Below are 23,786 nucleotides of genomic sequence, written 5' to 3' on the forward strand. Positions count from 1 at the left end.
GCCAGAAGGCGTCGAGCCGGCCCTTGCCGGTGTGGGGTCCCCCCGGGGACCGGATCAGTCGGTGCCGAACTCCATCGCGGCGCGGTCCAGCAGCTCGTCGTCGCCGGAGACCTCGCCGCGGGAGGCGATGGCCTGCGCGCCGCCCTCCGGCATGGCGCCGATCAGCCCGGTCGAGGCGGCCTGGGCGGCACCGATGGCGGGGTTGGCGGTGCCGATCAGACCGAGCCCGGCGTACTGCTCCAGCTTGGCGCGGGAGTCGGCGATGTCGAGGTTGCGCATGGTGAGCTGGCCGATCCGGTCCACCGGGCCGAACGCGGAGTCCTCGGTGCGCTCCATCGACAGCTTGTCCGGGTGGTAGCTGAACGCCGGGCCCGTGGTGTCGAGGATCGAGTAGTCCTCACCGCGCCGCAGCCGCAGCGTGACCTCGCCGGTGACCGCCGAGCCGACCCAGCGCTGCAGCGACTCCCGGATCATCAGCGACTGCGGGTCCAGCCAGCGGCCCTCGTACATCAGCCGGCCCAGGCGCCGTCCCTCGGCGTGGTACTGGGCGAGGGTGTCCTCGTTGTGGATCGCGTTGACGAGGCGCTCGTACGCCGCGTGCAGCAGGGCCATGCCGGGGGCCTCGTAGATGCCGCGGCTCTTCGCCTCGATGATCCGGTTCTCGATCTGGTCGGACATGCCCATGCCGTGCCGGCCGCCGATGGCGTTGGCCTCCATCACCAGGTCGACCGGGGAGGCGAACTCCTTGCCGTTGACCGTCACGGGGCGGCCCTGGTCGAAGCCGATCGTGACATCCTCGGCGGCGATCTCGACCGACGGGTCCCAGAACCGTACGCCCATGATCGGCTCCACGGTCTCCACGCCGGTGTCGAGGTGCTCCAGCGTCTTGGCCTCGTGGGTGGCGCCCCAGATGTTGGCGTCGGTGGAGTACGCCTTCTCCGTGGAGTCCCGGTAGGGGAGGTCGTGGGCGATGAGCCACTCCGACATCTCCTTGCGGCCGCCGAGCTCGGTGACGAAGTCGGCGTCCAGCCACGGCTTGTAGATCCGCAGCTGCGGGTTGGCGAGCAGACCGTACCGGTAGAACCGCTCGATGTCGTTGCCCTTGAACGTGGAGCCGTCGCCCCAGATCTGGACGTCGTCCTCGAGCATCGCCCGGACGAGGAGCGTGCCCGTGACGGCACGGCCGAGCGGCGTGGTGTTGAAGTAGGCACGCCCGCCCGAGCGGATGTGGAACGCCCCGCAGGTGAGCGCGGCCAGGCCCTCCTCGACCAGCGCCGCGCGGCAGTCGACCAGACGCGCGATCTCGGCGCCGTAGGCCTTGGCGCGGTCGGGCACCGAGGCGATGTCGGGCTCGTCGTACTGGCCGATGTCGGCGGTGTACGTGCAGGGGACGGCGCCCTTGTCACGCATCCACGCGACCGCGACCGAGGTGTCGAGGCCGCCCGAGAAGGCGATACCGACGCGCTCGCCGGTGGGGAGGGAGGTGAGGACCTTGGACATAGGAAGAGTATGCATGATTACGCATGACCATGCAAAGCCCGGTGGTCACCGCACTGCCGGCCCGGTGGTCACCGGGCCGGCATCGCGACGTACTGGTACTCCAGGAACTCCTCGATGCCCACCGTTCCGCCCTCGCGGCCCAGTCCCGACTGCTTGACGCCGCCGAAGGGCGCGGCCGGGTCGGAGACGAGGCCGGTGTTGAGGCCGACCATGCCGACCTCCAGGCGTTCGCTGACGCGCAGGGCGCGCTCGAGGCCCTCGGTGAAGACGTACCCGACGAGACCCCAGGGGGTGTCGTTGGCGCGGCGTACGACCTCGTCCTCGTCATCGAAGGTGAGGATCGCCGCCACGGGACCGAAGATCTCCGTGCCCATCAGGCGGCTGTCCGGACTGACGCCGGTGAGCACCGTGGGCGGGTAGAAGCGGCCGGGGCCCTCGGGCGTACGGCCGCCGACGAGCACCCGGGCGCCGCGCTCCACCGCGTCGGAGACCAGTTCCTCGACCTTGGCGCGTCCGGCGGCGTCGATGAGCGGGCCGACGTCGACGCCGTCCCGGGTGCCGGGGCCCACGACGAGCGAGCCCATCCGGGCGGCCAGGCGCCGCGCGAACTCCCCGGCCACGGACCGGTGGACGAAGAAGCGGTTCGCGGCGGTGCACGCCTCGCCCATGTTGCGCATCTTCGCGACCATCGCGCCGTCCACGGCCGCGTCCAGGTCCGCGTCGCCGAAGACGATGAACGGCGCGTTGCCGCCCAGTTCCATCGAGGCGCGGACGACGGTGTCGGCGCACTGGGCGAGCAGGAGCCGGCCGACCCGCGTGGAGCCGGTGAAGGACAGCTTGCGGATCAGTCCGCCGCGCAGCAGCGGCTCGCACACCTCCCCGGCCCGGGAGGTGGTGACGACGTTCAGCACGCCGTCCGGCAGTCCCGCCTCCTTGAGGATCGCGGCCAGGGCCAGGCTGGAGAGCGGGGTCTGCGGGGCGGGCTTGAGCACCATCGTGCAGCCGGCCGCGACCGCCGGGCCGATCTTGCGGGTGCCCATGGCCAGCGGGAAGTTCCAGGGAGTGATCAGCAGGCAGGGACCGACCGGGCGCCGGGAGAGCAGCATGCGGTTGCGTCCGTCGGGGAGGACACCGTGGCCACCGCCGACGCGGACGGCCTCCTCGGAGAACCAGCGGAAGAACTCGGCCGCGTACGCCACCTCTCCCCTGGCCTGAGCCAGCGGCTTGCCCATCTCGGACGTCATCAGGCTGGCGAGCTCGTCGGTGCGGTCGAGCACGATCTCGTACGCGCGGCGCAGGATCTCGCTGCGCGCCCGTGGTGCCGTACGGGCCCACTCCTCCTGGGCCTGGACCGCCGCGTCCTGGGCGAGCCGGGCGTCCTTCGGGCCGGCGTCGGCTACATGGCGGAGGATCTCGCCGGTCGCCGGGTCGTCGACGGGCATGGTGGCGCCGTCCGCGGCGTCCGCCCAGGCACCGCCGATGAACAACTGGGTCGGGGTGTCGGTCATGGGGTTCCTCCTGGTGCCCGGCCGGTGGGCCGGGCTCGGTCTCCGTGGGCCGGCGTGCGGTCGCCAGGTGCTGGTGTGGGGTGTGCCGGTGTGTGGTGAGTCGTGTGCGGTGTGCGGTGTGCGGTGTGCGGTGTGCGGTGTGCCGGTGTGCCGGTGTGCGGTCGTCGTTGCTCGGTACGGGCGCCACGACCCGTGCGGGCGCCGTGGTCCGTGCGCGGGCGCCGTGGTCCGTGCGGGCGCGTTGAACCGCTGCCGCCGTGGGCGGACGGCGGCAGCGGTTCAACGCGCCCGCCGTCACCGGTCCGCCGCCCCCGACGTACCGGCCTCGACCGCCGCGGCCCATGCCCGGAGCCCGTCGTCGACGGCCGACTCGTCGATCACCAGCGCCGGGATCATCCGGACCACCTGGTTCCAGGCACCGCAGAGCAGCAACAGCAGGCCCTCGTCGACGGCGGCCCGCTGGACGCGGGCGGCGGTCTCGGGGTCCGGGTCGCCGTCCTCGGTGACGAACTCACTCGCCAGCATCAGCCCCATCCCCCGTACGTCCCCGATGGCCGGCGTGCGGGCCGCCACCGCCTCCAGCCCGCCGCGCAGTCGCGCCCCCATGGCCTCGGCGTTCTCCACGAGCTTCTCGTCGCGTACGACGTCGAGCGTGGCGCAGGCCGCCGCGCACGCCACCGCGTTGGCGCCGTACGTGCCGCCCTGCGAGCCCGGCCACGCCTTGCGCATGAGTTCCTCGGGGGCGGCGATGCCGGACAGCGGAAAGCCGCTGGCCAGGCCCTTGGCGGTGATGAGGATGTCGGGCGTGACACCGAAGTGCCCGTGGCCCCAGAACCGGCCGGTGCGGCCCACACCGGTCTGCACCTCGTCGAGGATCAGCAGGAAACCGTGGCGGTCCGCGCGCTCCCGCAGGCCCTCCATGAAGGCGCGGGTCGCGGGTACGTACCCGCCCTCGCCGAGCACCGGTTCGACGATGACGGCGGCGGTGTCGGCGGGAGAGGAGATGGTCTGGAGGGTGTAGTCGAGTTCCCGGAGGGCGAATCGGGTGGCGGTCTCCTCGTCCCAGCCGTAGCGGAAGGCCGTCGGGAACGGGGTGACGACTACACCGCTCATCAGCGGTGAGAAGCCGGACCGGAAGCGGGTGCCGGAGGTGGTCATCGAGGCGGCGGCCACGGTCCGGCCGTGGAATCCGCCGTGGCAGACCAGGACGTTCGGCCGGCCGGTGGCCTGGCGGGCCAGTCGCAGCGCCGCTTCCACGGCCTCGCTGCCGGAGTTCATGAAGAACAGGCTGTCCAGGCCGTCCGGCAGCACCTCGCCGAGCTTGTCGACGAGGTGCCGCAGCGGCTGGTGCATGACGGTCGTGTACTGGCCGTGCACCAGCGTGCCCACCTGTTCCCGGGCGGCGGCGACGACCCTCGGGTGACAGTGCCCGGTGCTGGTGACGCCGATGCCGGCGGTGAAGTCGAGATAGCGGCGGCCGTCCTCACCATGGAGGTGGACGCCCTCCCCCCGGACCGCCACGACGGGCGTGGCCTGGCGAAGGTGCGGCGACAGTGCGGTCATGCTCGTCTCCCGGCCTGATCGTCGGTCTGCTGCTCCCCCGAGCCTTCCCGGGGCGCGGGGCCCGGCAACGCGTGATGTGTCCGGCCGGGCCGCGGTATCCGGACGTTGTGTCAACCATTCGGGTCCCGCCGCGCGCCCGGGAAGTGCCACGGCCGCCGTCCGAGCGCTCTTGCGCAGGTCAGTGACGCTTGTCAGAGTGACGCCAGGCGCGCGAGGAGGCACTGTGGGCGAGAAGCGGCACCCGGGCCCGGTGGGACATTCCCTCACCGTGGCCGACGTGCTGGCCCTGCCCGTCCTCGCCGCGGGAGAACCGCGGGTGGTCACCGGCCTGGATCACATCGGCCGGCCGGTCCGCTGGGTGCACATCACCGAGCTGACGGACCCGGCCTCCTTCCTCAAGGGCGGTGAACTCGTCCTCACCACCGGCATGCCCCTGCCCGACGACCCCACCGCTGTACGCCGCTACGTCGACGAACTCTCCGCGGTCGGTGCCGCGGCCCTGGTCATCGAACTCGTACGCCGCTATCACCGGCCGCCCGACGCCCTCGTCGACGCCTGCCGGACCCGTGGCCTGCCTCTGGTCACGCTCGCCAAGGACGTCAACTTCCTGGAGGTCACCCAGGTCGTCCACACCCTGATCCTCGGCAACCAGGCGGACGCGATGCGCAGGACCCAGCGCGTCCACGAGGCGTTCACCGCCCTCACCCTGCGCGGCGCCGGTCCGCAGGACGTGCTGCGTGCCGCGGCGGAGATGTGCGGCCGCACGGTCGTGCTGGAGAGCCTGGTCCACCGGGCGCTGCTCTGCGAGCCCTTGGGCGCTGCGACGGAAGCGGCGCTCACCGACTGGGAACAGCGCTCCCGGGCCACCCCGCCGGCCGACCGTACGGGGCTCTTCGGCCCCGAGGGCTGGCTCGTGGCCCCGGTGGAGTACCAGGGTGAGGACTGGGGGCGGGTGGTCATGCTGCCCGGTCCGCCCAGCGCGTCCGGCACGTCCGCGTCCGAGGTCTTCGGCCCCGAGGACGTCACCGTGCTGGAGAGGACCGCGATGGCTCTCACCATCGCTCGCCTCACCCACCCCACTTCCTGGGAACGCACCGCACACCGCAACGCCCTGCGGGACCTCGTCGAGCAGCGGCACCGCTCCCCCGCGGACGCGCGCGCCCGGGTGGCGGCACTGGGGCTGCCGACGGAGCGCGCCCGTTTCGTCGCCGTCCTCGCGGACGTGCCGGCGGAAGAGGACACCGTGAGGGCCGAGACCCGCATCGCCGAGGAGCTGGGGCCGACGGGGGCCCAGGCGCTCGTCGGCCGCCTCGCGCCCACCCGCCTCGGAGTCCTGCTGGCGCTGCGCCCGTCCGGGCCCTGGCGGCAGGCCGTGGAGCGGCTGAGCCGCACCGCCCGGGACGCGGTACCGGGCACGACCATGAGCGTCGGCTCCCCGGCCTCGGACCTCGCGGACGTCGCCCGTTCGTTCCGCGAGGCGGCCCGGGTGGCCGAGGCCACCGAGCCCGGTCAGCCCCTCCCACCGGACCGCTCCTTCCACGAACGGTCCGACATCGGCCTGCGCCGCCTGCTCTTCGCGCTCCGCGACGACCCCCGGGTCCAGGACTACGCGGAACGGCAGCTGGGCCCGCTCCTCGACCACGACGCCCGGCACGGCACCGACCTCCTGGCCACCCTGCGCGGCTACCTGGACGCCGCCGGCAACAAGACCGTCGCCGCGCGCGCCGGCGGCCTGTCCCGGGAGACCGTCTACCAACGACTGCGCACGATCGAACGGTTGCTCGGCCGCGACCTCGAATCCGGCGGGCAGCGCACCGAAGTCCACGTGGCGCTGCACGCACTCGACGCCCTGCGCGGCCGCTGACCGCTCACCGCCCTCCACGTCGCCCGTTCACCCAGCCGAGCAGGACCATCGAGCACACCGCCGCGAACGCGCACCACGTCGAGACGAACTCCAGCCGCCACAGGGCCCAGCAGATCGGCGCGCCCGCGCCGGTCAGGTACCCGAGCACGCGCAGGCCCCGGTCGCCGGACAGCAGCAGGGAGCCGACCGTGGCCACCAGGTAGCCCACGACCAGCGGCCCGGCGTGGGGCAGGTCCACCGCGTAGCCGACGGTGTGGCCGCGGATCTCCGCCCGCACGGGGCGCGTGGCGAGTACGTACGAGAGCACCGTCGCCGTCGCGGCTCCGGCGGCGAGCGGCACGGCGAGTCGACGCCGTGCGGACCGCGGCGCGGCGCACAGCACGCCCGCCGGCACCCACAGGGCCAGCAGTGGGAGGGCCATCACCGTCCAGGCCAGGGTGGCCTGACCGGTCCCTCCGTCCGAGGCCCAGACGGCCGCCTCGACCATCTGATGGGCTCCGAGCAGCAGGGGCAGCGCGGCCAGCGGAAGGTCACGGCCCCGTCGGGTCCGCGCCACGCAGGCCACGCCGACGGTGGCGACCGCGACGCCCGCGACGAGGTCGGCCTCCGCGCTCCAGCACATCCTCGCGTCCTCGGGTCGGCCGACGGGCCCCCATCCTCACCGATCCGGCGGGACACGACCGTGTCGACACGGCCGCGCCTCCGAGAGTCGCCCCGCCTGCCCGCCGTCCCTCCGGCCGGCCACCCCGGAACGAGCGGTGCCACCCGGGAGTCACCGGGTGGCACCGCTCGTAGAACTGCCGGCGGATCAGGCGTCGGCGGTGGCTCCCTGGTCGAACGCGGCGTGCAGCCGCCGCGTGTGGTCGACACGGCGTTCCGGGCCGGTGAGGGTCACCGTCGCCGTCAGGAGCGCGTCGGTACTGGACGCGGCGAGCCGCAGTTCCAGGTCGCCCGGCTCGACGACACGGTGGCCGTCGCGCCCGGTGAAGGAGGCCAGGTCGGCCGGGACCGTGACGCGCACGCGGCGTCCCTCGCCGGGGGCCAGCGGCACCCGCGTGTAGCCGACGAGGCGCTGTACCGGCTGGACGACGGTGGCGACCGGGTCGTGCAGGTAGAGCTGGACGACCTCGGTTCCGTGCCGTTCACCCGTGTTGCGGACGGTGAGTTCCAGCTGGAACTCGCCGTCGGTGGGCGCCTCCTCGGTGTCCACCGTGAGGTCGCTCCAGGCGAACGTCGTGTAGGTGAGGCCGTGCCCGAAACCGAAGGCCGGTGTCGGGTCGATGTTGGACACCTCGCTCGCGTGGGCGAGCCGCGCTCCGAGATAGGTGGTCGGCTGGGAGCCCGCCCCGCGCGGCACGCTGACGGGCAGCCTGCCGGTGGGGCTGGTGCGCCCGCTGAGCACACCGGCGATGGCGGCGGTGCCCTCCTCACCGGGGAAGAACGACTGCACGATCGCGGCGGACTCGGCCACGGCGCGGCCCAGGGCGTAGGGCCGCCCGGCGAGCAGCACCGTCACCACCGGCTTTCGGGTGTCCAGCAGCGCGTCGAGGAGCTGCTGCTGGGCGCCGGGCAGGGCCAGCGACTCGACGTCGCAGCCCTCTCCACTGGTGCCGCGGCCGAACAGTCCGGCGCGGTCGCCCAGGACGGCGACGACGACATCCGCGTCGCGGGCGGCCCGGACGGCCTCGGGGATGCCGAAGACGTCCCCGTCGTCGACCCCCGTGCCGCGCACGAGAGTGATCTCGGCGTCGGGGAACTCGGCTGCCAGGGTGTCGCGCAGGGTGGGCAGTTCGATGCCGACCGGGTTCTCGGGGTGGTGGACGCCGATGTGCTGGGGGAAGGAGTAGCAGCCCAGCACGGCGGTGGCCTCGTCCGCGTTGGGGCCGACCAGGGCGATGCGGCGCGGCCGGTCCAGGGGCAGGGTGCCGTCGTTGCTCAGCAGCACCACCGCTTCCTCGGCGACCTCGCGGGCCAGCTCGCGGTTGTCCGGGCCGTCGAGGTCGATCCTGCCGCGCAGGGCGTCCGGGTCGTCCAGGTCGACGCCGTCGAGCGCGGGCGGCAGCGGGTCCCAGTCCGGGTCGAGCAGCCCGAGCGCCGCCTTCTGGGTGAGTACCCGGCGCAGGGCGCGGTCGATCACCGTCTCCGGCACGCGGCCGTCGGCGACCGCTTCGACCAGGGTCGCCCCGAACGTCTTGACCGTGGGTAGTTCGACGTCCACGCCCGCCCGCAGCGCGGCGCCGGCGGCGCCCGCCCAGTCGGCGGCGATGCCGTGCAGCGTCTTGAGGAAGGCGATGCCGAAGTAGTCGGCGACGACGGTGCCGTCGAAGCCCCATGTGTCGCGCAGCAGCCCGGTGAGGAGGTCCTCGTCGGCGGCGGCGGGCATGCCGTCGATGTCGGTGTAGGCGTGCATCACCGATCGGGCGCCGCCCTCGCGGATCGCCATCTCGAAGGGGGGCAGCAGAACGTCGGCCCGCTCCCGGGGGCCCACGGAGGAGGGCGCGAGATTACGTCCGGCGCGGGAGGCCGAGTAGCCGACGAAGTGCTTGAGGGTGGCGACGACACCGGCGTCCTCCAGGCCCCGCACATAGGCGGTGCCGATGGTGCCGACGAGGTACGGGTCCTCGCCGATCGTCTCCTCCACCCGGCCCCAGCGGGCGTCGCGCACCACGTCCAGGACGGGTGCGAGACCCTGGTGGACTCCGACGGCCCGCATGTCGCGGCCGATGGCGAGGGCCATGCGGGCGACCAGGTCCGGGTCGAAGGTGGCGCCCCAGGACAGCGGGACGGGGTAGGCGGTCGCTCCCCAGGTGGCGAAGCCGGCCAGGCACTCCTCGTGCGCGACGGCGGGGATGCCGAAGCGGTTCTCGGAGGCGATGCGGGCCTGGGTGCGCATGAGGGAGAGCGCGCCGAGCGCCGGGTCGACGGGGGCGGTGCCGAAGGGGCGGGTGAGTTGGCCCAGTCCGGTGGGCAGGAGGGCGTCGAGGTCGACGGCCTCCTCCATGTCGTGCTGATGGGGGGCGACGTCTCCGCCCTCGTTGGACGCGCCGACCCACACGCCGTACAGCTGGGCGATCTTCTCCTCGGGGGTCATCGCCTCGATCAGCGCGGACACCCGGTCGGTGAGGGATCGGTCGGGGTCGTTCCAGAGGGGGACTTCGGGGGTGGTCTCTACGGCCACGTTGGCGGTCACTTTCCTCCGGCACCCATCAGGCCCTGGACCAGGGCGCGACGGGCGAACAGGTAGACGAGCAGGATGGGCACCATGGACAGCACCACGGCTCCCAGCAGACCGGGGATGTCGATGCCGTGGGCGGTCTGGAAGTTGTACAGGCCCAGGGTGACCACCTTGGTGGACTCGGACTGGGTCAGGACGAGCGGGAACAGGAAGCCGTTCCACGCCTGGAGCGCGGAGAACACCACGATGGTGGACAGTCCGCCGCGGGACAGCGGCAGGACGAGCTGGAAGAACACGCGGCGCGGGCTGGCGCCGTCCATCGCCATGGCCTCGTACAGCTCCTGCGAGATGTCACGCATCGCGCCGCTGAGGATCAGGGCGGACATCGGCAGGCAGAACGCGGCCGTGGGCAGGATGACGCCGAGGAGGTTGTCGTACAGCCCGGCTTCGCTGATCAGGTAGAACATCGGCACGATCACGGCCTGGGCCGGGATGGCGAGGCCGAGCAGGAACAGCCGGAAGATCGCCGACGTGGTCCTGCCGCGGCTGCGGACGATCGCGTAGGCGAGCGGCGGGACCAGCAGCAGCACGATGCCGATCACGGAGGCGGTGACGAGCAGGGTGTTGAGGAAGTACTGGCCGAAGCCCGAGTCGAAGGCACCGGTGAAGTTGTCCAGCGTGAAGCTGTCCGGGAACGAGACCGGGCCGTTCTCGGCGTAGTCCTGGCGGGTGCGCAGGGTCGCGGAGAGCATCACGTACAGCGGCAGGCCGACCAGGAGGAGCCAGAAGAGCGAGCCGGCGCCGGCCAGGTAGTTCGGTCGGCGTCTCATGACACACCCTCCGCTGAGCCGCGCATCTTGTCGTAGCCGGAGACCCGGACGACGATCAGCGAGATGATCGTGGCGGCGACGACCAGGGCAAGGGCGATCGCGGAGCCGGTGCCGTAGTCGAAGCTCTTGAACGCCTTGTCGTACATGTAGTAGGCGCTGATGGTGGTGTCGGTGCCGGGGCCGCCCTGGGTCAGGATGAGGACCGTCTCGAACGTGGTCAGACCGCCGACGATCATCAGGATCCCCGAGGTGACCATGGAGGTGCGCAGCTGCGGCAGCGTGATGTGGAAGAACTGCCGGTAGCGGCCCGCCCCGTCGATCTCCGCGGCCTGGTACAGCACCGGCGGGATCGCGCGGGCGGCACCCTGGTAGATCAGCGTGTGGAACGGGGTGAACTGCCAGGTGCTGACGAACGCCAGTACCCCGATGGCCGTGGCCTGTTCACCGAACAGGTTGCCGTCGCCGAACAGCCAGGTGGCCTCGGCCGGGATGCCGAAGTTCGGGTCGAGCAGCGCCCGCCACAGCACGGAGACGGCCGTCGCGGACAGCAGCAGGGGGATGAAGTAGATGACCGACAGGACGGCGCGGTTGCGCTGGTGACCGGCGGCCCAGACGCCGAGCAGGATGCTCAGCGGGGTCTGGAGGACCACGCCGAGCGCGGTCAGCAGCAGGGTCAGCCAGATGCTCTTGAGCATGACCGGGTCATCGATGAGGCGCGACCAGTTGTCGGTGCCGACGAACTCGGGCGAGCTGAGCCCGTCCCAGCTCATGAAGGACAGCACCGCCACCATGATCAGCGGGACGATCGCGAAGAGGGCGAAGAAGACCGCGGCGGGCAGCGCCCAGGCGAAGCTCGGGCGGCCTATCTTCGTTGCGGACGAGGCGGGCGGCCGCCGCCGGGACCCCTTGCGGGGTTCGGCGGGCGGCCGGGCGCTCGTGGTCTGTGTGGTCATGAGCCGTTCGTCACTCGGTCGGGAGGGCCTGCATGGCCTTGATGAAGCCGTCCGTGTCGAGCTGTCCGTTGAAGAACTGCTGGATGGCCTTGTGCATGTCCGAGCTCGCCTTCTGCGGGAACGCCTGGTCCCAGGAGAGCTGGAACGACGGGGCGTCGGAGACGAGGTCGTACTGGAAGCGCGAGTACTCGGGGGTGCCCGAGGTGTCGATGAACTTGTCGGTGTTGGTCGTGGTCGGCAGGTTGCCGATCTCCAGCTGCGCCTTGACGAAGTCGTCGGAGTACATGAGCTTCAGGAACTCGGCGACGGCCTCGGGGTGCTTGGTCTTCTTCATCACCGAGTAGTAGTTGTTGGTGTTGCCGGCGACGTTGCCCGGGTCGCCCTTGCCTCCCTCGACGGCCGGGAAGGCGGTGTAGCCGAGGTCCTTCTCGGCGAAGTCCGGGTGGTCCGTCAGCTGCTGGGAGTAGTACCAGGAGCCCATCAGCTCGAAGCCGGCCTTGCCCGAGGCCACCAGCTGGACCGAGCCGCCGTTGGTGTACTTGACGGAGTCGTAGTTCTTGCCGAAGGCGCCGGCGTCGACGAGCTCCCGGATCTTGTCCAGGGCCTGCTTGCTCTCCGCGCTCTCCCAGGCGGCCTTGTCGCCCCCGACCGCCTTCGCGAACAGCTCCGGACCGGCTATGCGGTCGTAGAGGTACTGGAACCACATCTGGGTGGGCCAGACGTCGCCGCCGCCGAGCGCGATCGGCGTGACGCCCTCGTCCTTGAGCTTCTCCACCGCGGCGAGCAGTTCGTCCCAGGTCTTCGGCGGCTGGACGCCGGCCTTGCCGAGGACCGCCTTGTTGTGGAAGAGCAGGACCGGCTGGGTGCCGCGCATCGGGATGCCGTACGGCTTGCCGTCGACGACCGCGCTCTCGAAGACGTTCGGCAGGAACTTCTTCTCCAGGTCCGGGTTCTTCTTGATGAAGTCGTCGAGCGGCAGCAGCAGGTCGGCCTTGACGAACGGCTTGATGCTGCCGCCGCCCCAGTTGAAGAAGACGTCCGGGGCCTGGGGGGTGTTGATGATCGTCTGTAGCTTCTTCTGGTAGTCCGCACCCGGGATGGTGTCGAGGACGACCTTGACGTCGGACGTCTTGTTGAACGTGTCGACGAGCTTCTTCTCGACCTTGTTGGTGGCGTCCCCGTAGACCAGGACATGGATCTTGCCGTCGTCGGACGACGCCCCGCCGCTCCCGTCACCGCAGGCGGACAGGCTCAGCGCCATGGCGAGCGTCGCACCGGTGGCGACCAGTCTGGGCAAGCGCGCACGTGTCTTCATCGTTCGCCTTTCGAAAGTTTCGGCATCATCACCGAAAGTCCATGCTGGTCGGACAGTAAAGTCAGTCGGGATTTCCGGTCAATGGTCGTGCGGGTGCCGACTCAAAACGTTATCGATCGGATGGCCTATCCTTCCTGCATGCACGATGAAGTTGAGGTGGGAGCGAGGGTCACCCTGGCCGAGGTGGCGAAAGAAGCAGGGGTCTCCCCTCCGACAGTTTCGAAGGTCCTCAACGGTCGTTCGGACGTCTCCAGCACCACCCGCGTCAAGGTGGAGCGGCTGCTGGAGGCCCATGGCTACCGTCGCCGTACCTCGAACCCGTCACGCTCCCCGCTCGTCGAACTCGTCTTCCACGAGCTGGACAGCGTCTGGGCGATGGAACTCGTCCGGGGTGTGGAGGACGCCGCCAAGGCGAACCGGGCGACCGTCGTGCTCACCAGGAGCGGCACCCGGCACGCACCCGCGCCCGACTGGATCGAGGGGGTGCTCCGGCGCAGGCCACTGGGCGTGGTGCTGGTCTTCTCGTCACTCCCCGCCGAGATGAAACACCGGCTCCGGTCGCGGGACATTCCCTTCGTCATCGTCGACCCGGCCGGCGACCCGGACCCCGACGTGCCGTCCGTGGGCTCCGCCAACTGGGCCGGAGGCCTCGCCGCGACGCGTCATCTCACCGACCACGGGCACGAACGCGTCGCGATCATCACCGGGTTCGAGGACATGCTGTGCTCACTGGCCCGTCTCGACGGGTACCGGTCGGCGATGACCATGGCGGGCCTGACGATCGACCAGCGCCTCGTCCGCTTCGGCGACTTCGACGTGCAGAGCGGTTTCGAACACGGCATGGACCTGCTGGACGGCCCGGACAGACCGACGGCGATCTTCGCGGGCAGTGATCTGCACGCCCTCGGCGTGCTGGAGGCGGCCCGGGTCAGGGGCCTGCGCGTACCCGAGGACCTCTCGGTCGTCGGCTACGACGACGTACCGCTGGCCCAGTGGTCGAGCCCGCCGCTGACCACGGTCCACCAGCCGCTGCGGCACATGGCCGAGGAAGCGACCCGCATGCTCTTCCGCCCGGACGGCCCGGGCCGCGCCGCCCAGCGCATCGAACTGGCCACGCACCTCGTCGTACGGCAGAGCACGGCGCCACCGGGAGGAGTCGCCGCCGGCGCGTGACGACGACCCGCCGGTCACTGCCGCCGCTGTCGGTGGATGGCTCCCGGGCCGATCACGGCACCGCGCAGTGCGCCACCGCACGGTGCGCCACCACGCCGTCACGCCGTCACGCCGTCACGCGGACCGTGAGCGGCCCGGACCGGTCCGGGAGGCCACAGCGAGCCATCCGGCCGACGCGCCGACCGCGTACCAGAACAGGTCGGGTGCGTTGAAGGTGGAACCGAGGACCAGGCGGGCGACGGCGCTGTGCCGGGACAGCTCCGCCGGCACCCCACTGAGCTGCGAGAACTCCACCACCCAGCTGAACGCCAGGGCGACCGCGCCGGCTTTCCACGCTGTCATCCGCGGCGCCCCCAGGACGACGAGGGCGACGATCAGCAGGGTGTACAGGGCGTCTCCGCCGTACTTGGCCACGTCTCCCGCCGCCACGGCCCTGAGCCCCAGCCCCGCCCCCACGGTCGCCAGGGCGGCCGCAGCCGCCGCGAGGCGGATCCGGTTCCCTTCGCTGTCGACACCCGCACCGGTCTTGGGAGGAGAGGCCATGCGGTCATTCTGCGGGACCGGCTCCGCTCCGCTCCTCGGCGGGGCGGGTGCGGCCCGTCCTTGTCATGGCGTACGGCGTCATGGCGTACGGCGTCATGGCCTGCGGCGCGGACCTCGCTCCACGCGAGAGAGCGGCGGGGACGGACAACCCAGCTTCGTTCCTCGGTCCTTGTGCGGGAGGCGTCAGCCCTTGCGCGGGGAGGTGCGCGGGGAGGCGTCGTGTTCGCGGAGAACCTCGATGACCTCGTCGTCGCTCACCTGCTCGAAGTCCTCGTACCAGTGGCCGACCGCCCGGAAGTCCGGCGGCCGGTGCGGACAGACCACGTCATCGGCCTCCGATTCCATCTCGGCGGCGGTCTCGGGGGCGCTGACGGGAACGGCGAGGACCAGCCGCGCGGTACGCAGACGGCGCAGGTGCCGCAGGGCGGCGCGGGCGGTGGCGCCGGTGGCCAGTCCGTCGTCGACCAGGATCACGGTCCGGCCCTCGACCCGGGGCGGCGGCCGGTCGCCCCGGTACAGCAGCGCGCGACGGTGCAGTTCGGTGCGCTCGCGGGCCACGTCCGGGAGGAGGCGGTCCTCGTCCAGGCCGAGCATGTCGAGCGCCCGCCGGTCGAACAGCGGCGGGTCGTCGCCCACGATCGCGCCGATGCCCGTCTCGGGTCGGCCGGGAAGGCCGATCTTCCGTACGACCAGCACGTCCAGCGGCACTCCGAGCGCCCGGGCGACCTGGGCGGCCACGGGGACGCCGCCCCGGGGCAGCGCGAGCAGGAAGGGGTCGGGGAGGTCGCCGCCGGAAGCCCGTTCCATGAGGCGGGCGGCGAGTTCCTGGCCGGCTTCCCGGCGGTCGTGGAATCGCATGAGCGGGTATCCGCCTTTCTCACGAGGGAGAGGGGCCTCGGACGGGGTTGCGTGACCGACCGGAGCGCTCGTCGTCCGCCCGCTCGGTCAGGTGGTCACGGAACCAGCCGGCGGCGGCCTCGGTGACCTGATCCAGGGCACCGGGTTCGGGGAAGAGGTGCGTGGCCCCGGCTACGACGTGAGTCCGGTGAGGTACGGACAGTCTCCCCGCGGCTTCGCGGTTGAGATCGAGCACCACCGGGTCGCTGCCGCCGACGACGAGCAGGACCGGGGCCACGACCATCGGCAGCACGTCGCCGGCGAGATCCGGCCGTCCACCCCGCGACACCACCGCCGCGACCTGCTTCGGCCGCTCCGCCGCGGCCACCAGGGCGGCCGCCGCGCCGGTACTCGCCCCGAACAGACCCACGGGGAGGTCCGCGGTGTCCGGGCGACGCTCCAGCCAGTCGACGGCATCCACGAGTCGCCGGGCCAGCAGCGCGATGTCGAAGCGATGCCCGGCCGTGGCCACGTCCTCGCGCTCCTCGTCCCCGGTCAGCAGGTCCAGCAGCAACGTGCCGAAGGCCGCCCGGCGCAGTCCGGTGGCGACCTCCCGGTTACGGGGACTGAGGCGCGAACTGCCGCTTCCGTGCGCGAACAGGACGAGTCCCCGCGCCCCACCAGGGACGATCAGGTCCCCGTCCAGCGTCACGTCGCCCGAGGGGACCAGTACGGATTCGGAGATCACGCGTGTTCATCTCCCCTGGTGCTGTCCGATGGCCGCTCACGGGTACCCGGTCGAACGACAGGACACACCGGGACACACCGGATATGTGGGAAGCACCGGACTGCCCCGACGCTCGACCCCGCCCCGTTCCCGTCCCCGTCCCCGTCCCCGTCCCCGTCCCCGGCTTCCGGTGTAGCGGCGGAACTCCGGGTACTCGCCCCTTGCCCAGCTACCGGCTCTCTCGGCCGGAACGCACCATGAGGAAGGACGCCCACCTCATGCAGCATGACGAGATGATCGGAAAAGTTCAGGCGCTCGCTCAGTTGCCCGACCGGGGTTCTGCCGAACAGGCGACGCGGGCCGTACTGGAGACACTGGCCGAGCGGCTGCCGTCAGGGCTCGCGGATCACACGGCCGCCCAACTGCCTCCCCCGTTGGCCACCACCATGCGACAGGTGACGGGCTCCTTCCCCGACGGTCACTCGGACACGTCGGCCGAACGATTCGACCTCACCGTCTTCGCCGGCCGGATCGCGGGCCGCGCGGCGACGGACGAGGACCAGGCCCTGCGCGAGGCCGCCGCCGTGCTGGAGGTGCTCGACGCCGCCCTCACTCCGGAGTTGACGGAGAAGGTGGCCGGGGCGCTGCCCGCGGACATCCGCGAACTCCTGCCCGTGGGCCGCACCGTGGACGGCGACTGAACCGCGACCGCGCCACCGCGCCCGGCGCCCGGCCCGGCTCCTGAGCCGTCACCGGGTCCTCGTGCGACGTCGAGGTCTTCCGGACGGGCTTGGTGCAGGAACCCCCTTCCTAGGAAGACCTCGACGCCTACCCGGCCACCGACGCGGGGTGAGCTGCCACCTCCGGTGTGACACAGCGCTGGGGCATTCAGCGACCGATGACGTCCAGCTCGGTCAAGTCCTCCTGAGAGAGGGAGAGTCCCGCGCCGGAGATGTTCTCGCGCAGGTGAGCTGTCGATGACGTGCCGGCGATGAGCAGGATGTTCGGTGATCGCCGCAGCAGCCAGGCCAGTGCGACGGACATCGGCGACGCCTCCAGTCGAGCGGCTACCGCCGAGAGCGCCGAGGACTGAAGCGGGGTAAAGCCGCCGAGGGGGAAGAAGGGCACGTACGCGACGCCTTCGGTTGCGAGCCGGTCGATGAGCTGGTCGTCGTGGCGGTGGGCGAGGTTGTACATGTTCTGCACGCACACGATCGGCGCGATGCTCTGTGCCTCGGTGACCTGCTCCCCGGTGGCGTTGCTGACCCCGAGATGGCGGATCAGGCCCTGCTGCTGCAGTTCCACGAGCGTCTCGAACGCCTCGGCGAGCGAGCCGGGCTGAGGACCTTCGGCGTTGCCGAGTCTGAGGTTGACCAGGTCGAGCACGTCGAGCCGGAGGGACTTGAGATTGTCGTGGACCTGGCGGCGCAGATCTTCGGGTCGCCGGGCCGCGGGCCAGCCACCCTGTTCGTCGCGGGTCGCGCCCACCTTGGTCACGATGTGCAGCGACTCGGGATAGGGGCGCAGCGCCTCACGGATCAACTCGTTGGTGACGCGTGGCCCGTAGGCGTCGCTGGTGTCGATGTGTGTGATACCGAGGTCGACCGCTTCACGCAGAACGGCCAGGGCACCCTCGCGATCGGCAGGCGGCCCCATGACCCACGGGCCGGCCAGTTGCATGGCGCCGTAGCCGAACCGGGTGACGGTCAGGTCACCCAGAGGCCAGGTACCGCCGGGAAGGGAGAGGGAGGGTGTGCTCATTTGTCGCCTTTCGTCGTGCGCTTGGGGGTGGCGTCTGCTGCCTCCCTGCCTCAGCATTGGAGAGAAACTCCCTGCTGGGAAGTAGGCACCTGAGAGTGCGTAACCCACCCATCCGTGAGAGGTGCGACCAGTGACGACGATGAAGGCAGCCCAGAAGAGGGCTCAGGCCAAGGTGGAGTACAACGCGTTTCTGGCAGGGTGCCCCAGCCGACAACTGCTCGACCGCATCTCGGACAAGTGGGTCATCCTGATCCTGTGCGCGCTGGGGGGCGACAACAGCCCCGGCCAGTCCGGTGCAGCACACGCAGACGCTCCGAAGGCGATGCGTTACTCCGAGATCTCTCGCCTTCTGGCCGGGGTCAGCCAGAAGATGCTGACCCAGACGCTACGGTCGCTGGAGCACGATGGTGTGCTCACCCGTACCGTGACGCCAACCGTCCCTGTCACCGTCTCCTACGAGCTGACCGACCTCGGCCTCTCGCTCCATCACATGACGCGCGGGCTCAGAGACTGGGCGCAGACGCACATGGCCGAGGTCCTCGCAAACCGCGAGAACTACGACGCTCGCACCTCCTGACGCCTCACATCCGACCGTCCAGCAGCGCTACGTTCCCGGCCTCACACCCTCAACTCCGAAGAGCCGGTGCACGCGAACGACGACTCATCCGACCAGGGCTAGGACCTGCGGTTTTCCATGATTCCGGCCTTCGAGGTCAGCACGGAACCAGCACGGGGCCCGTGGCGTGTCGACTCGGTGCCGGCCGACCTGCGTCGCAGCGTGCTCCCCTGCCCCGACGGCCTCCAAACACGGTTACCCAGTGTCACCAACAACCCGAGCCGACAGGGATAAGCCAACCGCCCGTGCCGTAGATCTGGCGTTGGGCGAGGACCTGGCCGCATCGGGTCATCGTGGCGAGCAGGGCGGTGGCCGGCTGTTTCGTGGTGCGAGAGCCGCGGAGTGTCTTGCCGTCGACGGCGATCACCTTTCGTCCGAGGGCCGGGACCTGGCGTTCCCGGAGGAAGTGACCGATGGCCTGGCCCAGGGCATCGCCGTCCGCGGCGGCCAGGAGGAGGCGGAAAGACCGTGTCCTACGTGGTGAGGCATCGTTGAACTCAGTCATCTGGTTACGGTGCCCTGATCGAGGGCCTGTCGAGGCATCCGTCACCCGTGGACAGCCCTGCTCACCGATGCGGCCTGCGCCGTCCTGTCCGGCGCCGCCTCGATCACAGCGATCGGCGAGTGGATTGCCGATCCCCGCAGCGTGTTCTGGCCCTGCTCGGATTCCCGCCCGACCCGCTGACCGGCCTGATCCACCCGCCCCACGCCACGACCAAGGTATCCGTAAGAGCGGTCCCTCCCCAGCGACGCTCTAATCCTGGTCTCAGGTTGATCGGGGACAATGAGCGGCAAAAACATCGACTGGAAGAGGGCGGGCCGGCGTGCGGATCATGATCGCGGATGATGAAGCGGCCATCCGTGAGTCGCTGGAGCGGGTGCTCCAGGTCGAGGGTTACGACACCAGCACCGTCGCCAACGGTTTCGCCGTGCTCGACGGGGTCGTTGGGGCCGGCGGTGACACGCTGGATCTGCTGATCCTCGACGTGATGATGCCTCGCCTCGGCGGGTTGGAGACCTGCCGGCGGTTGCGGGCCGCGGGTCGGGATCTGCCGGTGCTGATGCTGACCGCCCGTGACCAGGTCTCCGACCGGGTCACGGGGCTGGACGCGGGCGCCGACGACTACCTTCCCAAGCCGTTCGCCACCGAGGAGTTGCTGGCCCGGGTGCGGGCCCTGCTGCGCCGGCGCACGCCGGCCGACGGGGAGTCGCAGATCCTGTCGTTCGCCGACGTCCGGCTCGATCCCGACAGGTTCGAGGCGTGGCGGGGCGGGCGGCCGCTGCGCCTGACCCGGACCGAGTTCTCCCTCCTGCAGGTCCTCATGAGCAACGCGACCCGGGTCGTGACCCGCGACGCGCTGTTCGAGGCGATCTGGGGCTTCGACATGAGCGCCACCGCCAACAACCTCCAGGTATACGTGAGTTACCTGCGCCGCAAGCTGGAGGCCGAGAGTGAGCCGCGATTGATCTACACGCTGCGCGGCCTGGGATACACGTTGCGGGAGACTCCTCCGTGAGCAGGCCCGCCGGCCGGAAAGCGCGCCGACTGACCCGATGGTGGCGCCGGAGGTCCCTGCGGACCAGGCTGACGGTGATCGCGGCGACGGCCATCGCGGTCAGCGTGTTCGTGGCCTTCCAGGTGGCCAGCGAGCTACTGGACTGGGAGCTGCGGGACACCGCCGAGAATCAGCTACGCGCCGACTCCCGCATCCTGGCGGCGAACGCGCAGCGCGCCGGTCTGGCGCAGGTCCAGCTACCGCCGTATCCCGGATCCGGTCGGCTGGTGCGGGTCATCCTGCCCGACGGCTCGACCCGGACGCCGGCCGGCCAACCCGCGCTGCCCCCCGTCAGCGAGCACGCCGGCCGCGTGGCGCAGGGCGCGTCGGCCGACCTGATGGAGTCGAACGACAGCGAAGAGGGCTACCTCATCTACACGCTGCGGGCGGGCGACGGCGCGGTCCAGGTGGCCCAGGTCGCCGACGACAGCCCGATCAACCAGTTCGGGTTCGGCATGCTGCTGATCGGGCTGTTCTGCGTGGCCGGCGGCGCCCTTGTCGGGCGGACCGTGGCGCGGACCGGGCTGGCACCGATCGACCGGCTGACCGCCGCCGCGGTACGTGTCGCGCACACCCGGGATCTCGACGCCGACATCCCGGACGAGGGCGGTGGGGAGATCCGGCGGCTGATCCAGTCGATCAACGACATGCTCGCCGCGCTCCGGGACTCCCGGCGGGCCCAGCAGCTGCTCGCCGAGGACGCCGCCCACGAGCTCAAGACCCCGCTCACCAGCCTGCGCCTCAACGTCGAGCTGCTGATCCGGCTCGATCGGCGCGGCACCCTGGACAGCGCACTACCGGCGGAGAGCCGGACCCGGCTGCTGACCGATCTCGGCGCCCAGGTGGCCGAATTGAGCACCCTTGTCGCCGAGCTGACCGACCTGGCGCGCGGTGACGTCAGCGACGAGAACACCGAGCTGCTCGACCTCGCCGACGTGGTGGCGGCCGCCGCGACCCGGGCACGTTCCCGCACGCCCGACATCGAGGTCGCGCTCGACGTGACCTCCGTGTGGGTGAGCGGGCGTCCCGCTGCCCTCCAGCGGGCGGTGCTCAACCTCATCGACAACGCCGGCAAGTGGTCCCCCGCGGACCAGCCGGTCCAGGTCCGGCTCCGTGCCGAGGACGCGTCGGTGGTGCTCGAGGTCGACGACGCCGGGCCGGGCATCGACGCCGCCGACGTACCGCGGGTGTTCGACCGGTTCTACCGTGCCGACAGCGCCCGGGCGTTGCCGGGATCCGGTCTGGGGCTGTCGATCGTGCAGCGGGTCGTCGACGCCCACGGCGGCCGGGCCACCGTCGCCCGCTCCGCACGCGGTGGCGCGCTGCTTCGCTTCGACCTTCCGGCCGCTGCCCCACCCGCCCCGCCCGCGCGGCTCACCGGCGGGGAGGACACCGCGGCGTGCTGACCCGCCCCGGCGGCGCGGCGCGGGACAAGGGACGGCGGCCCTCGGCCATGGCCCCCCGCGGCTCACCACCGGGGCAGGACACCGCGACGCGCCGACCCCAACCCCGGCGCGTGGCGCAGGACCAGAGGGCGGCGGCCGTCGGGCCCACGAAAAGGATCCGGGACGGGCCTGGGTCCCCGTCCCGGATCTCGTCCGTGCCGCCGCGCTCACCGTTGCAGCGCGGGCTCCTCCTTACCGGCGAGCGGCTGTTGACCGTCCGGCAGCTTTGCCGCTGGACGGGACAGCCGGCTCGGCCACCACATCCGGCGGCCGATCAGCAAGGTAAGAGCGGGCACCAGGACCGACCGCACCAGCAGGGCGTCGAGCAGCACGCCGAAGGCCACCAGGAACCCGACCTCGACCAGCATCACCAGCGGAAGTGTGACGAGGACCCCGAACGTGGCCGCCAGGACCAGGCCTGCCGAGGTGATGACGCCACCGGTGGCCGAGAGGGCTTTGAGCATGCCCTCTCTGGTGCCGAGACGCACGGTCTCCTCCCGGGCCCGGCTGGCCAGGAAGATGTTGTAGTCGACGCCGAGCGCCACCAGGAACAGGAACGCCAGCAGCGGCACCGAATAGTCGATGCCCTTGAACCCGAGGATCGTGTCGAAGACGAACACGCTGCCGCCGAAGGCCGCGGCGAATGAGACGATGACGGTGGACATCAGGACCAGCGGGGCCAGGACCGCGCGCAGCAGCAGCCCGAGGACGATCAGGACGACGACGAGCACCAGCGGGATCACCAGCTTCTCGTCACGCCTGGTGGTCACCTCGGTGTCGAGGTTCTCCGCACTCGGCCCGCCGACGATCGCCTCCGCCCCGCTCACCGCGTGCACGGCGGTGCGCACCCGCTTGATCGTGTCGTACTCCGCGGCGGTGTCCGGCGCGTCCTTCGGGAACACGGAGATGTTGGCCCAGCCACCGACGGTCTCCTCCGGGACGGCCAGGGCCACACCGCGAGTGTCCTCGACGACGTCGAGCACCCGCTCCTGGTGCGCCGGCCGCGTGAAGATCGTCATCGGCTGGCCGCCGAGCTCCGGGAAGTGCTCGCGCACAACGGTGAAGCCGGTGACCGACTCCGGCGCGGACAGGAACTGGTCCTGCTCCCGCAGGGCGCCGGTGTTGTCCGCCAGCCCCAGGGCGAGCACGCCGAGCACTCCGAACGAGCCGAGCGTCGCCACCCACCGGCGGCGGCTGACGGCGGTGCCGAGCCGTCCCCACAGCCCCGGCTTCTCCTCCACGACCGTGCTGAACCGCGGGATGGCCGGCCAGAAGATCCGCCTGCCGAGCACCACGAGCACCGCCGGGAACAGCGTCAGCATGGCCACCAGCGCGCACAGGATGCCGGCCGCACCGATCGGGCCCAACCCGCTGGTGCTGTTCAGGTCCGCGACGAGCAGACACAGCAGGCCGGCGACCACGGTGGCCGCGGACGCGACGATGGCCGGCGCCGCGCCGCGCAGCGCGTGGACCATCGCGACCCGGACGTTCTCATGGTGGCGCAGTGCCTCCCGATATCGGGCGATGAGCAACAGCGCGTAGTCCGTTCCCACGCCGAACACCAGGATCGTCAGCAGCGCCGAGTTCTGGTCGTTGACCACGATGCCGGAGCCCTTGACGAGCAGGTAGACGGTCCCCATCGAGGTCAGTGCGGCCGCGCCGACGGCCACCAGCGGGATGATCCACAACACCGGGCTGCGGTAGGTGAGGATCAGCAGGAGCGTGACGACGGCAATGGTGGTGAGGAGGACCTGCTCGTCGATGCCGTCGAAGACGGCATCCATGTCACCGTCGATCGCGCCCGGTCCCGTCACCTCGAGTTCCAGACCGGAGGGGCGGTCCTTCGCGGCGTCACGCAACGGGCCGACGATCTCCTCCGGTGGGCCGTAGGCCGTGCTCACATCGAGGGTGAACGTCATCGCCTCGCGGTCGGTGGAGAGGCTCGTCGGTGAGCCCTCGTCGTCCTCGCCGGCCGCCTCCGTCGTCTTCGGCGGGTACCGTTTGGCAAGGGTGTCGTAGTGGCGCTCGACCGTCGCGCGGTCGGCGGCGGTCATGCCGCCGGCCCGGTGGTACACGAAGACGAACGTGCTGTCCTCACCACCGGGGAGACTGTCGTCCAGCGCCGCCACCCTGGTGGACTCGGCACCGGCCGGCAGGGTGTCCACGGCGCTGTCGGTGGTGACCGAACTCAACTTCCCGCTCAGCGGCACCATGCCCGCAGCCAGCACCAGCCACAGGCCGATCACCAACCATGGCACCCACCGGCCTGCCAACCGACCGGCCGGCGCTTTCCCGGACGGCGCTGTGTTGACTGCCATCACTAGCCTCCTACATGCGAGTTGCATCGCTCATCTGGATGCGCACTTCCTACTGAGCGAACCTGAGACGACCGTTAATGGGCTGCTCAGGCCGGTTGGCAG

At 71.2% G+C, this 23,786-nt stretch carries 20 protein-coding genes and 1 pseudogene; 7 read left to right on the forward strand and 14 right to left on the reverse strand.

Going from position 1 to position 23,786, the window contains the following annotated elements; genetic code table 11:
* Window positions 1–54: 54 nt before the first annotated feature.
* The 3 genes from argG to QC283_RS20180 form a co-directional block, all read right to left on the reverse strand.
* Complete coding sequence (gene argG, locus QC283_RS20170) at window positions 55–1,500, reverse strand: argininosuccinate synthase (protein ID WP_279562984.1); 1,446 nt, start codon at window positions 1,498–1,500, stop codon at window positions 55–57.
* A gap of 68 nt (window positions 1,501–1,568) precedes the next feature.
* Window positions 1,569–3,008, reverse strand: a complete 1,440-nt coding sequence (locus QC283_RS20175) for an NAD-dependent succinate-semialdehyde dehydrogenase (protein WP_279562985.1) — start codon at window positions 3,006–3,008, stop codon at window positions 1,569–1,571.
* A 294-nt stretch (window positions 3,009–3,302) separates the two neighbouring features.
* Complete coding sequence (locus QC283_RS20180) at window positions 3,303–4,571, reverse strand: aspartate aminotransferase family protein (RefSeq protein ID WP_279562986.1); 1,269 nt, start codon at window positions 4,569–4,571, stop codon at window positions 3,303–3,305.
* A gap of 223 nt (window positions 4,572–4,794) precedes the next feature.
* Here QC283_RS20180 and QC283_RS20185 point away from each other — a divergent pair, with 223 nt between their 5' ends.
* Window positions 4,795–6,435, forward strand: a complete 1,641-nt coding sequence (locus tag QC283_RS20185; protein WP_279562987.1) for a PucR family transcriptional regulator — start codon at window positions 4,795–4,797, stop codon at window positions 6,433–6,435.
* 4 nt (window positions 6,436–6,439) lie between these two features.
* Here the strand turns inward: QC283_RS20185 and QC283_RS20190 are convergent, their stop codons facing one another.
* The 5 genes from QC283_RS20190 to QC283_RS20210 form a co-directional block, all read right to left on the reverse strand.
* The gene (locus tag QC283_RS20190; RefSeq protein WP_279562988.1) at window positions 6,440–7,057 is read right to left on the reverse strand and encodes a DUF6629 family protein; all 618 of its coding nucleotides are present in this window, start codon (window positions 7,055–7,057) and stop codon (window positions 6,440–6,442) included.
* 186 nt (window positions 7,058–7,243) lie between these two features.
* Window positions 7,244–9,625, reverse strand: coding sequence for a glycoside hydrolase family 3 N-terminal domain-containing protein (locus QC283_RS20195; protein WP_279562989.1), 2,382 nt, complete (start codon window positions 9,623–9,625; stop codon window positions 7,244–7,246).
* Complete coding sequence (locus QC283_RS20200; RefSeq protein ID WP_279562990.1) at window positions 9,622–10,440, reverse strand: carbohydrate ABC transporter permease; 819 nt, start codon at window positions 10,438–10,440, stop codon at window positions 9,622–9,624. The genes QC283_RS20195 and QC283_RS20200 overlap by 4 nt, the downstream gene beginning before the upstream one ends.
* Entirely contained in the window at window positions 10,437–11,393 is a 957-nt protein-coding gene (locus QC283_RS20205; protein ID WP_279562991.1) for a carbohydrate ABC transporter permease, read from the reverse strand. Before QC283_RS20205 ends, QC283_RS20200 begins: the two co-directional genes overlap by 4 nt.
* A 10-nt stretch (window positions 11,394–11,403) precedes the next feature.
* Window positions 11,404–12,708, reverse strand: coding sequence for an ABC transporter substrate-binding protein (locus tag QC283_RS20210; protein ID WP_279562992.1), 1,305 nt, complete (start codon window positions 12,706–12,708; stop codon window positions 11,404–11,406).
* Between the two features lie 138 nt (window positions 12,709–12,846).
* Between QC283_RS20210 and QC283_RS20215 the strand changes: the two genes are divergently transcribed.
* The gene (locus tag QC283_RS20215; protein WP_279562993.1) at window positions 12,847–13,881 is read left to right on the forward strand and encodes a LacI family DNA-binding transcriptional regulator; all 1,035 of its coding nucleotides are present in this window, start codon (window positions 12,847–12,849) and stop codon (window positions 13,879–13,881) included.
* 114 nt (window positions 13,882–13,995) lie between these two features.
* Here the strand turns inward: QC283_RS20215 and QC283_RS20220 are convergent, their stop codons facing one another.
* The 3 genes from QC283_RS20220 to QC283_RS20230 all read right to left on the reverse strand — a co-directional run bounded on the left by QC283_RS20220 (window position 13,996) and on the right by QC283_RS20230 (window position 16,009).
* Window positions 13,996–14,424, reverse strand: a complete 429-nt coding sequence (locus tag QC283_RS20220; RefSeq protein WP_279562994.1) for a ribosomal maturation YjgA family protein — start codon at window positions 14,422–14,424, stop codon at window positions 13,996–13,998.
* A gap of 183 nt (window positions 14,425–14,607) precedes the next feature.
* Window positions 14,608–15,282 (reverse strand): phosphoribosyltransferase, encoded by a 675-nt coding sequence (locus QC283_RS20225; protein WP_279562995.1) that lies wholly within the window; start codon window positions 15,280–15,282, stop codon window positions 14,608–14,610.
* Between the two features lie 19 nt (window positions 15,283–15,301).
* Window positions 15,302–16,009, reverse strand: coding sequence for a dienelactone hydrolase family protein (locus QC283_RS20230; protein ID WP_279562996.1), 708 nt, complete (start codon window positions 16,007–16,009; stop codon window positions 15,302–15,304).
* Window positions 16,010–16,266: 257 nt separating this feature from the next.
* On the opposite strand from QC283_RS20230, the gene QC283_RS20235 reads away from it, so the two are divergent.
* On the forward strand, window positions 16,267–16,689 hold the full coding sequence (locus QC283_RS20235) for a DUF2267 domain-containing protein (protein WP_279562997.1): 423 nt from the start codon (window positions 16,267–16,269) through the stop codon (window positions 16,687–16,689).
* Between the two features lie 187 nt (window positions 16,690–16,876).
* On the opposite strand, the gene QC283_RS20240 is transcribed toward QC283_RS20235, so the two are convergent.
* On the reverse strand, window positions 16,877–17,749 hold the full coding sequence (locus QC283_RS20240) for an aldo/keto reductase family oxidoreductase (protein WP_279562998.1): 873 nt from the start codon (window positions 17,747–17,749) through the stop codon (window positions 16,877–16,879).
* Window positions 17,750–17,888: 139 nt separating this feature from the next.
* Here QC283_RS20240 and QC283_RS20245 point away from each other — a divergent pair, with 139 nt between their 5' ends.
* The gene (locus QC283_RS20245; protein ID WP_443032656.1) at window positions 17,889–18,326 is read left to right on the forward strand and encodes a winged helix-turn-helix transcriptional regulator; all 438 of its coding nucleotides are present in this window, start codon (window positions 17,889–17,891) and stop codon (window positions 18,324–18,326) included.
* Between the two features lie 244 nt (window positions 18,327–18,570).
* Here QC283_RS20245 and QC283_RS20250 read toward each other — a convergent pair whose 3' ends face one another.
* Entirely contained in the window at window positions 18,571–18,870 is a 300-nt protein-coding gene (locus QC283_RS20250; RefSeq protein ID WP_279563000.1) for a hypothetical protein, read from the reverse strand.
* Between the two features lie 33 nt (window positions 18,871–18,903).
* On the opposite strand from QC283_RS20250, the pseudogene QC283_RS39625 reads away from it, so the two are divergent.
* From QC283_RS39625 to QC283_RS20260, 3 genes and pseudogenes are all read left to right on the forward strand, one after another.
* Window positions 18,904–19,050, forward strand: a pseudogene (locus QC283_RS39625) (hypothetical protein); the annotation flags it as partial.
* Window positions 19,051–19,189: 139 nt separating this feature from the next.
* Window positions 19,190–19,882: a response regulator transcription factor gene (locus QC283_RS20255; RefSeq protein ID WP_279563001.1), complete on the forward strand. Its 693-nt coding sequence runs from the start codon at window positions 19,190–19,192 to the stop codon at window positions 19,880–19,882.
* Complete coding sequence (locus QC283_RS20260; RefSeq protein ID WP_279563002.1) at window positions 19,879–21,327, forward strand: HAMP domain-containing sensor histidine kinase; 1,449 nt, start codon at window positions 19,879–19,881, stop codon at window positions 21,325–21,327. Before QC283_RS20255 ends, QC283_RS20260 begins: the two co-directional genes overlap by 4 nt.
* Before the next feature lie 206 nt (window positions 21,328–21,533).
* Here QC283_RS20260 and QC283_RS20265 read toward each other — a convergent pair whose 3' ends face one another.
* Window positions 21,534–23,684 carry an MMPL family transporter gene (locus QC283_RS20265; RefSeq protein ID WP_279563003.1) on the reverse strand — a complete coding sequence of 717 codons (2,151 nt, stop codon included), beginning with the start codon at window positions 23,682–23,684 and terminating at the stop codon, window positions 21,534–21,536.
* Window positions 23,685–23,786: the final 102 nt, after the last annotated feature.

Source organism: Streptomyces sp. DH41 (genome assembly GCF_029813785.1).
In the GTDB taxonomy this organism is placed as follows: domain Bacteria; phylum Actinomycetota; class Actinomycetes; order Streptomycetales; family Streptomycetaceae; genus Streptomyces.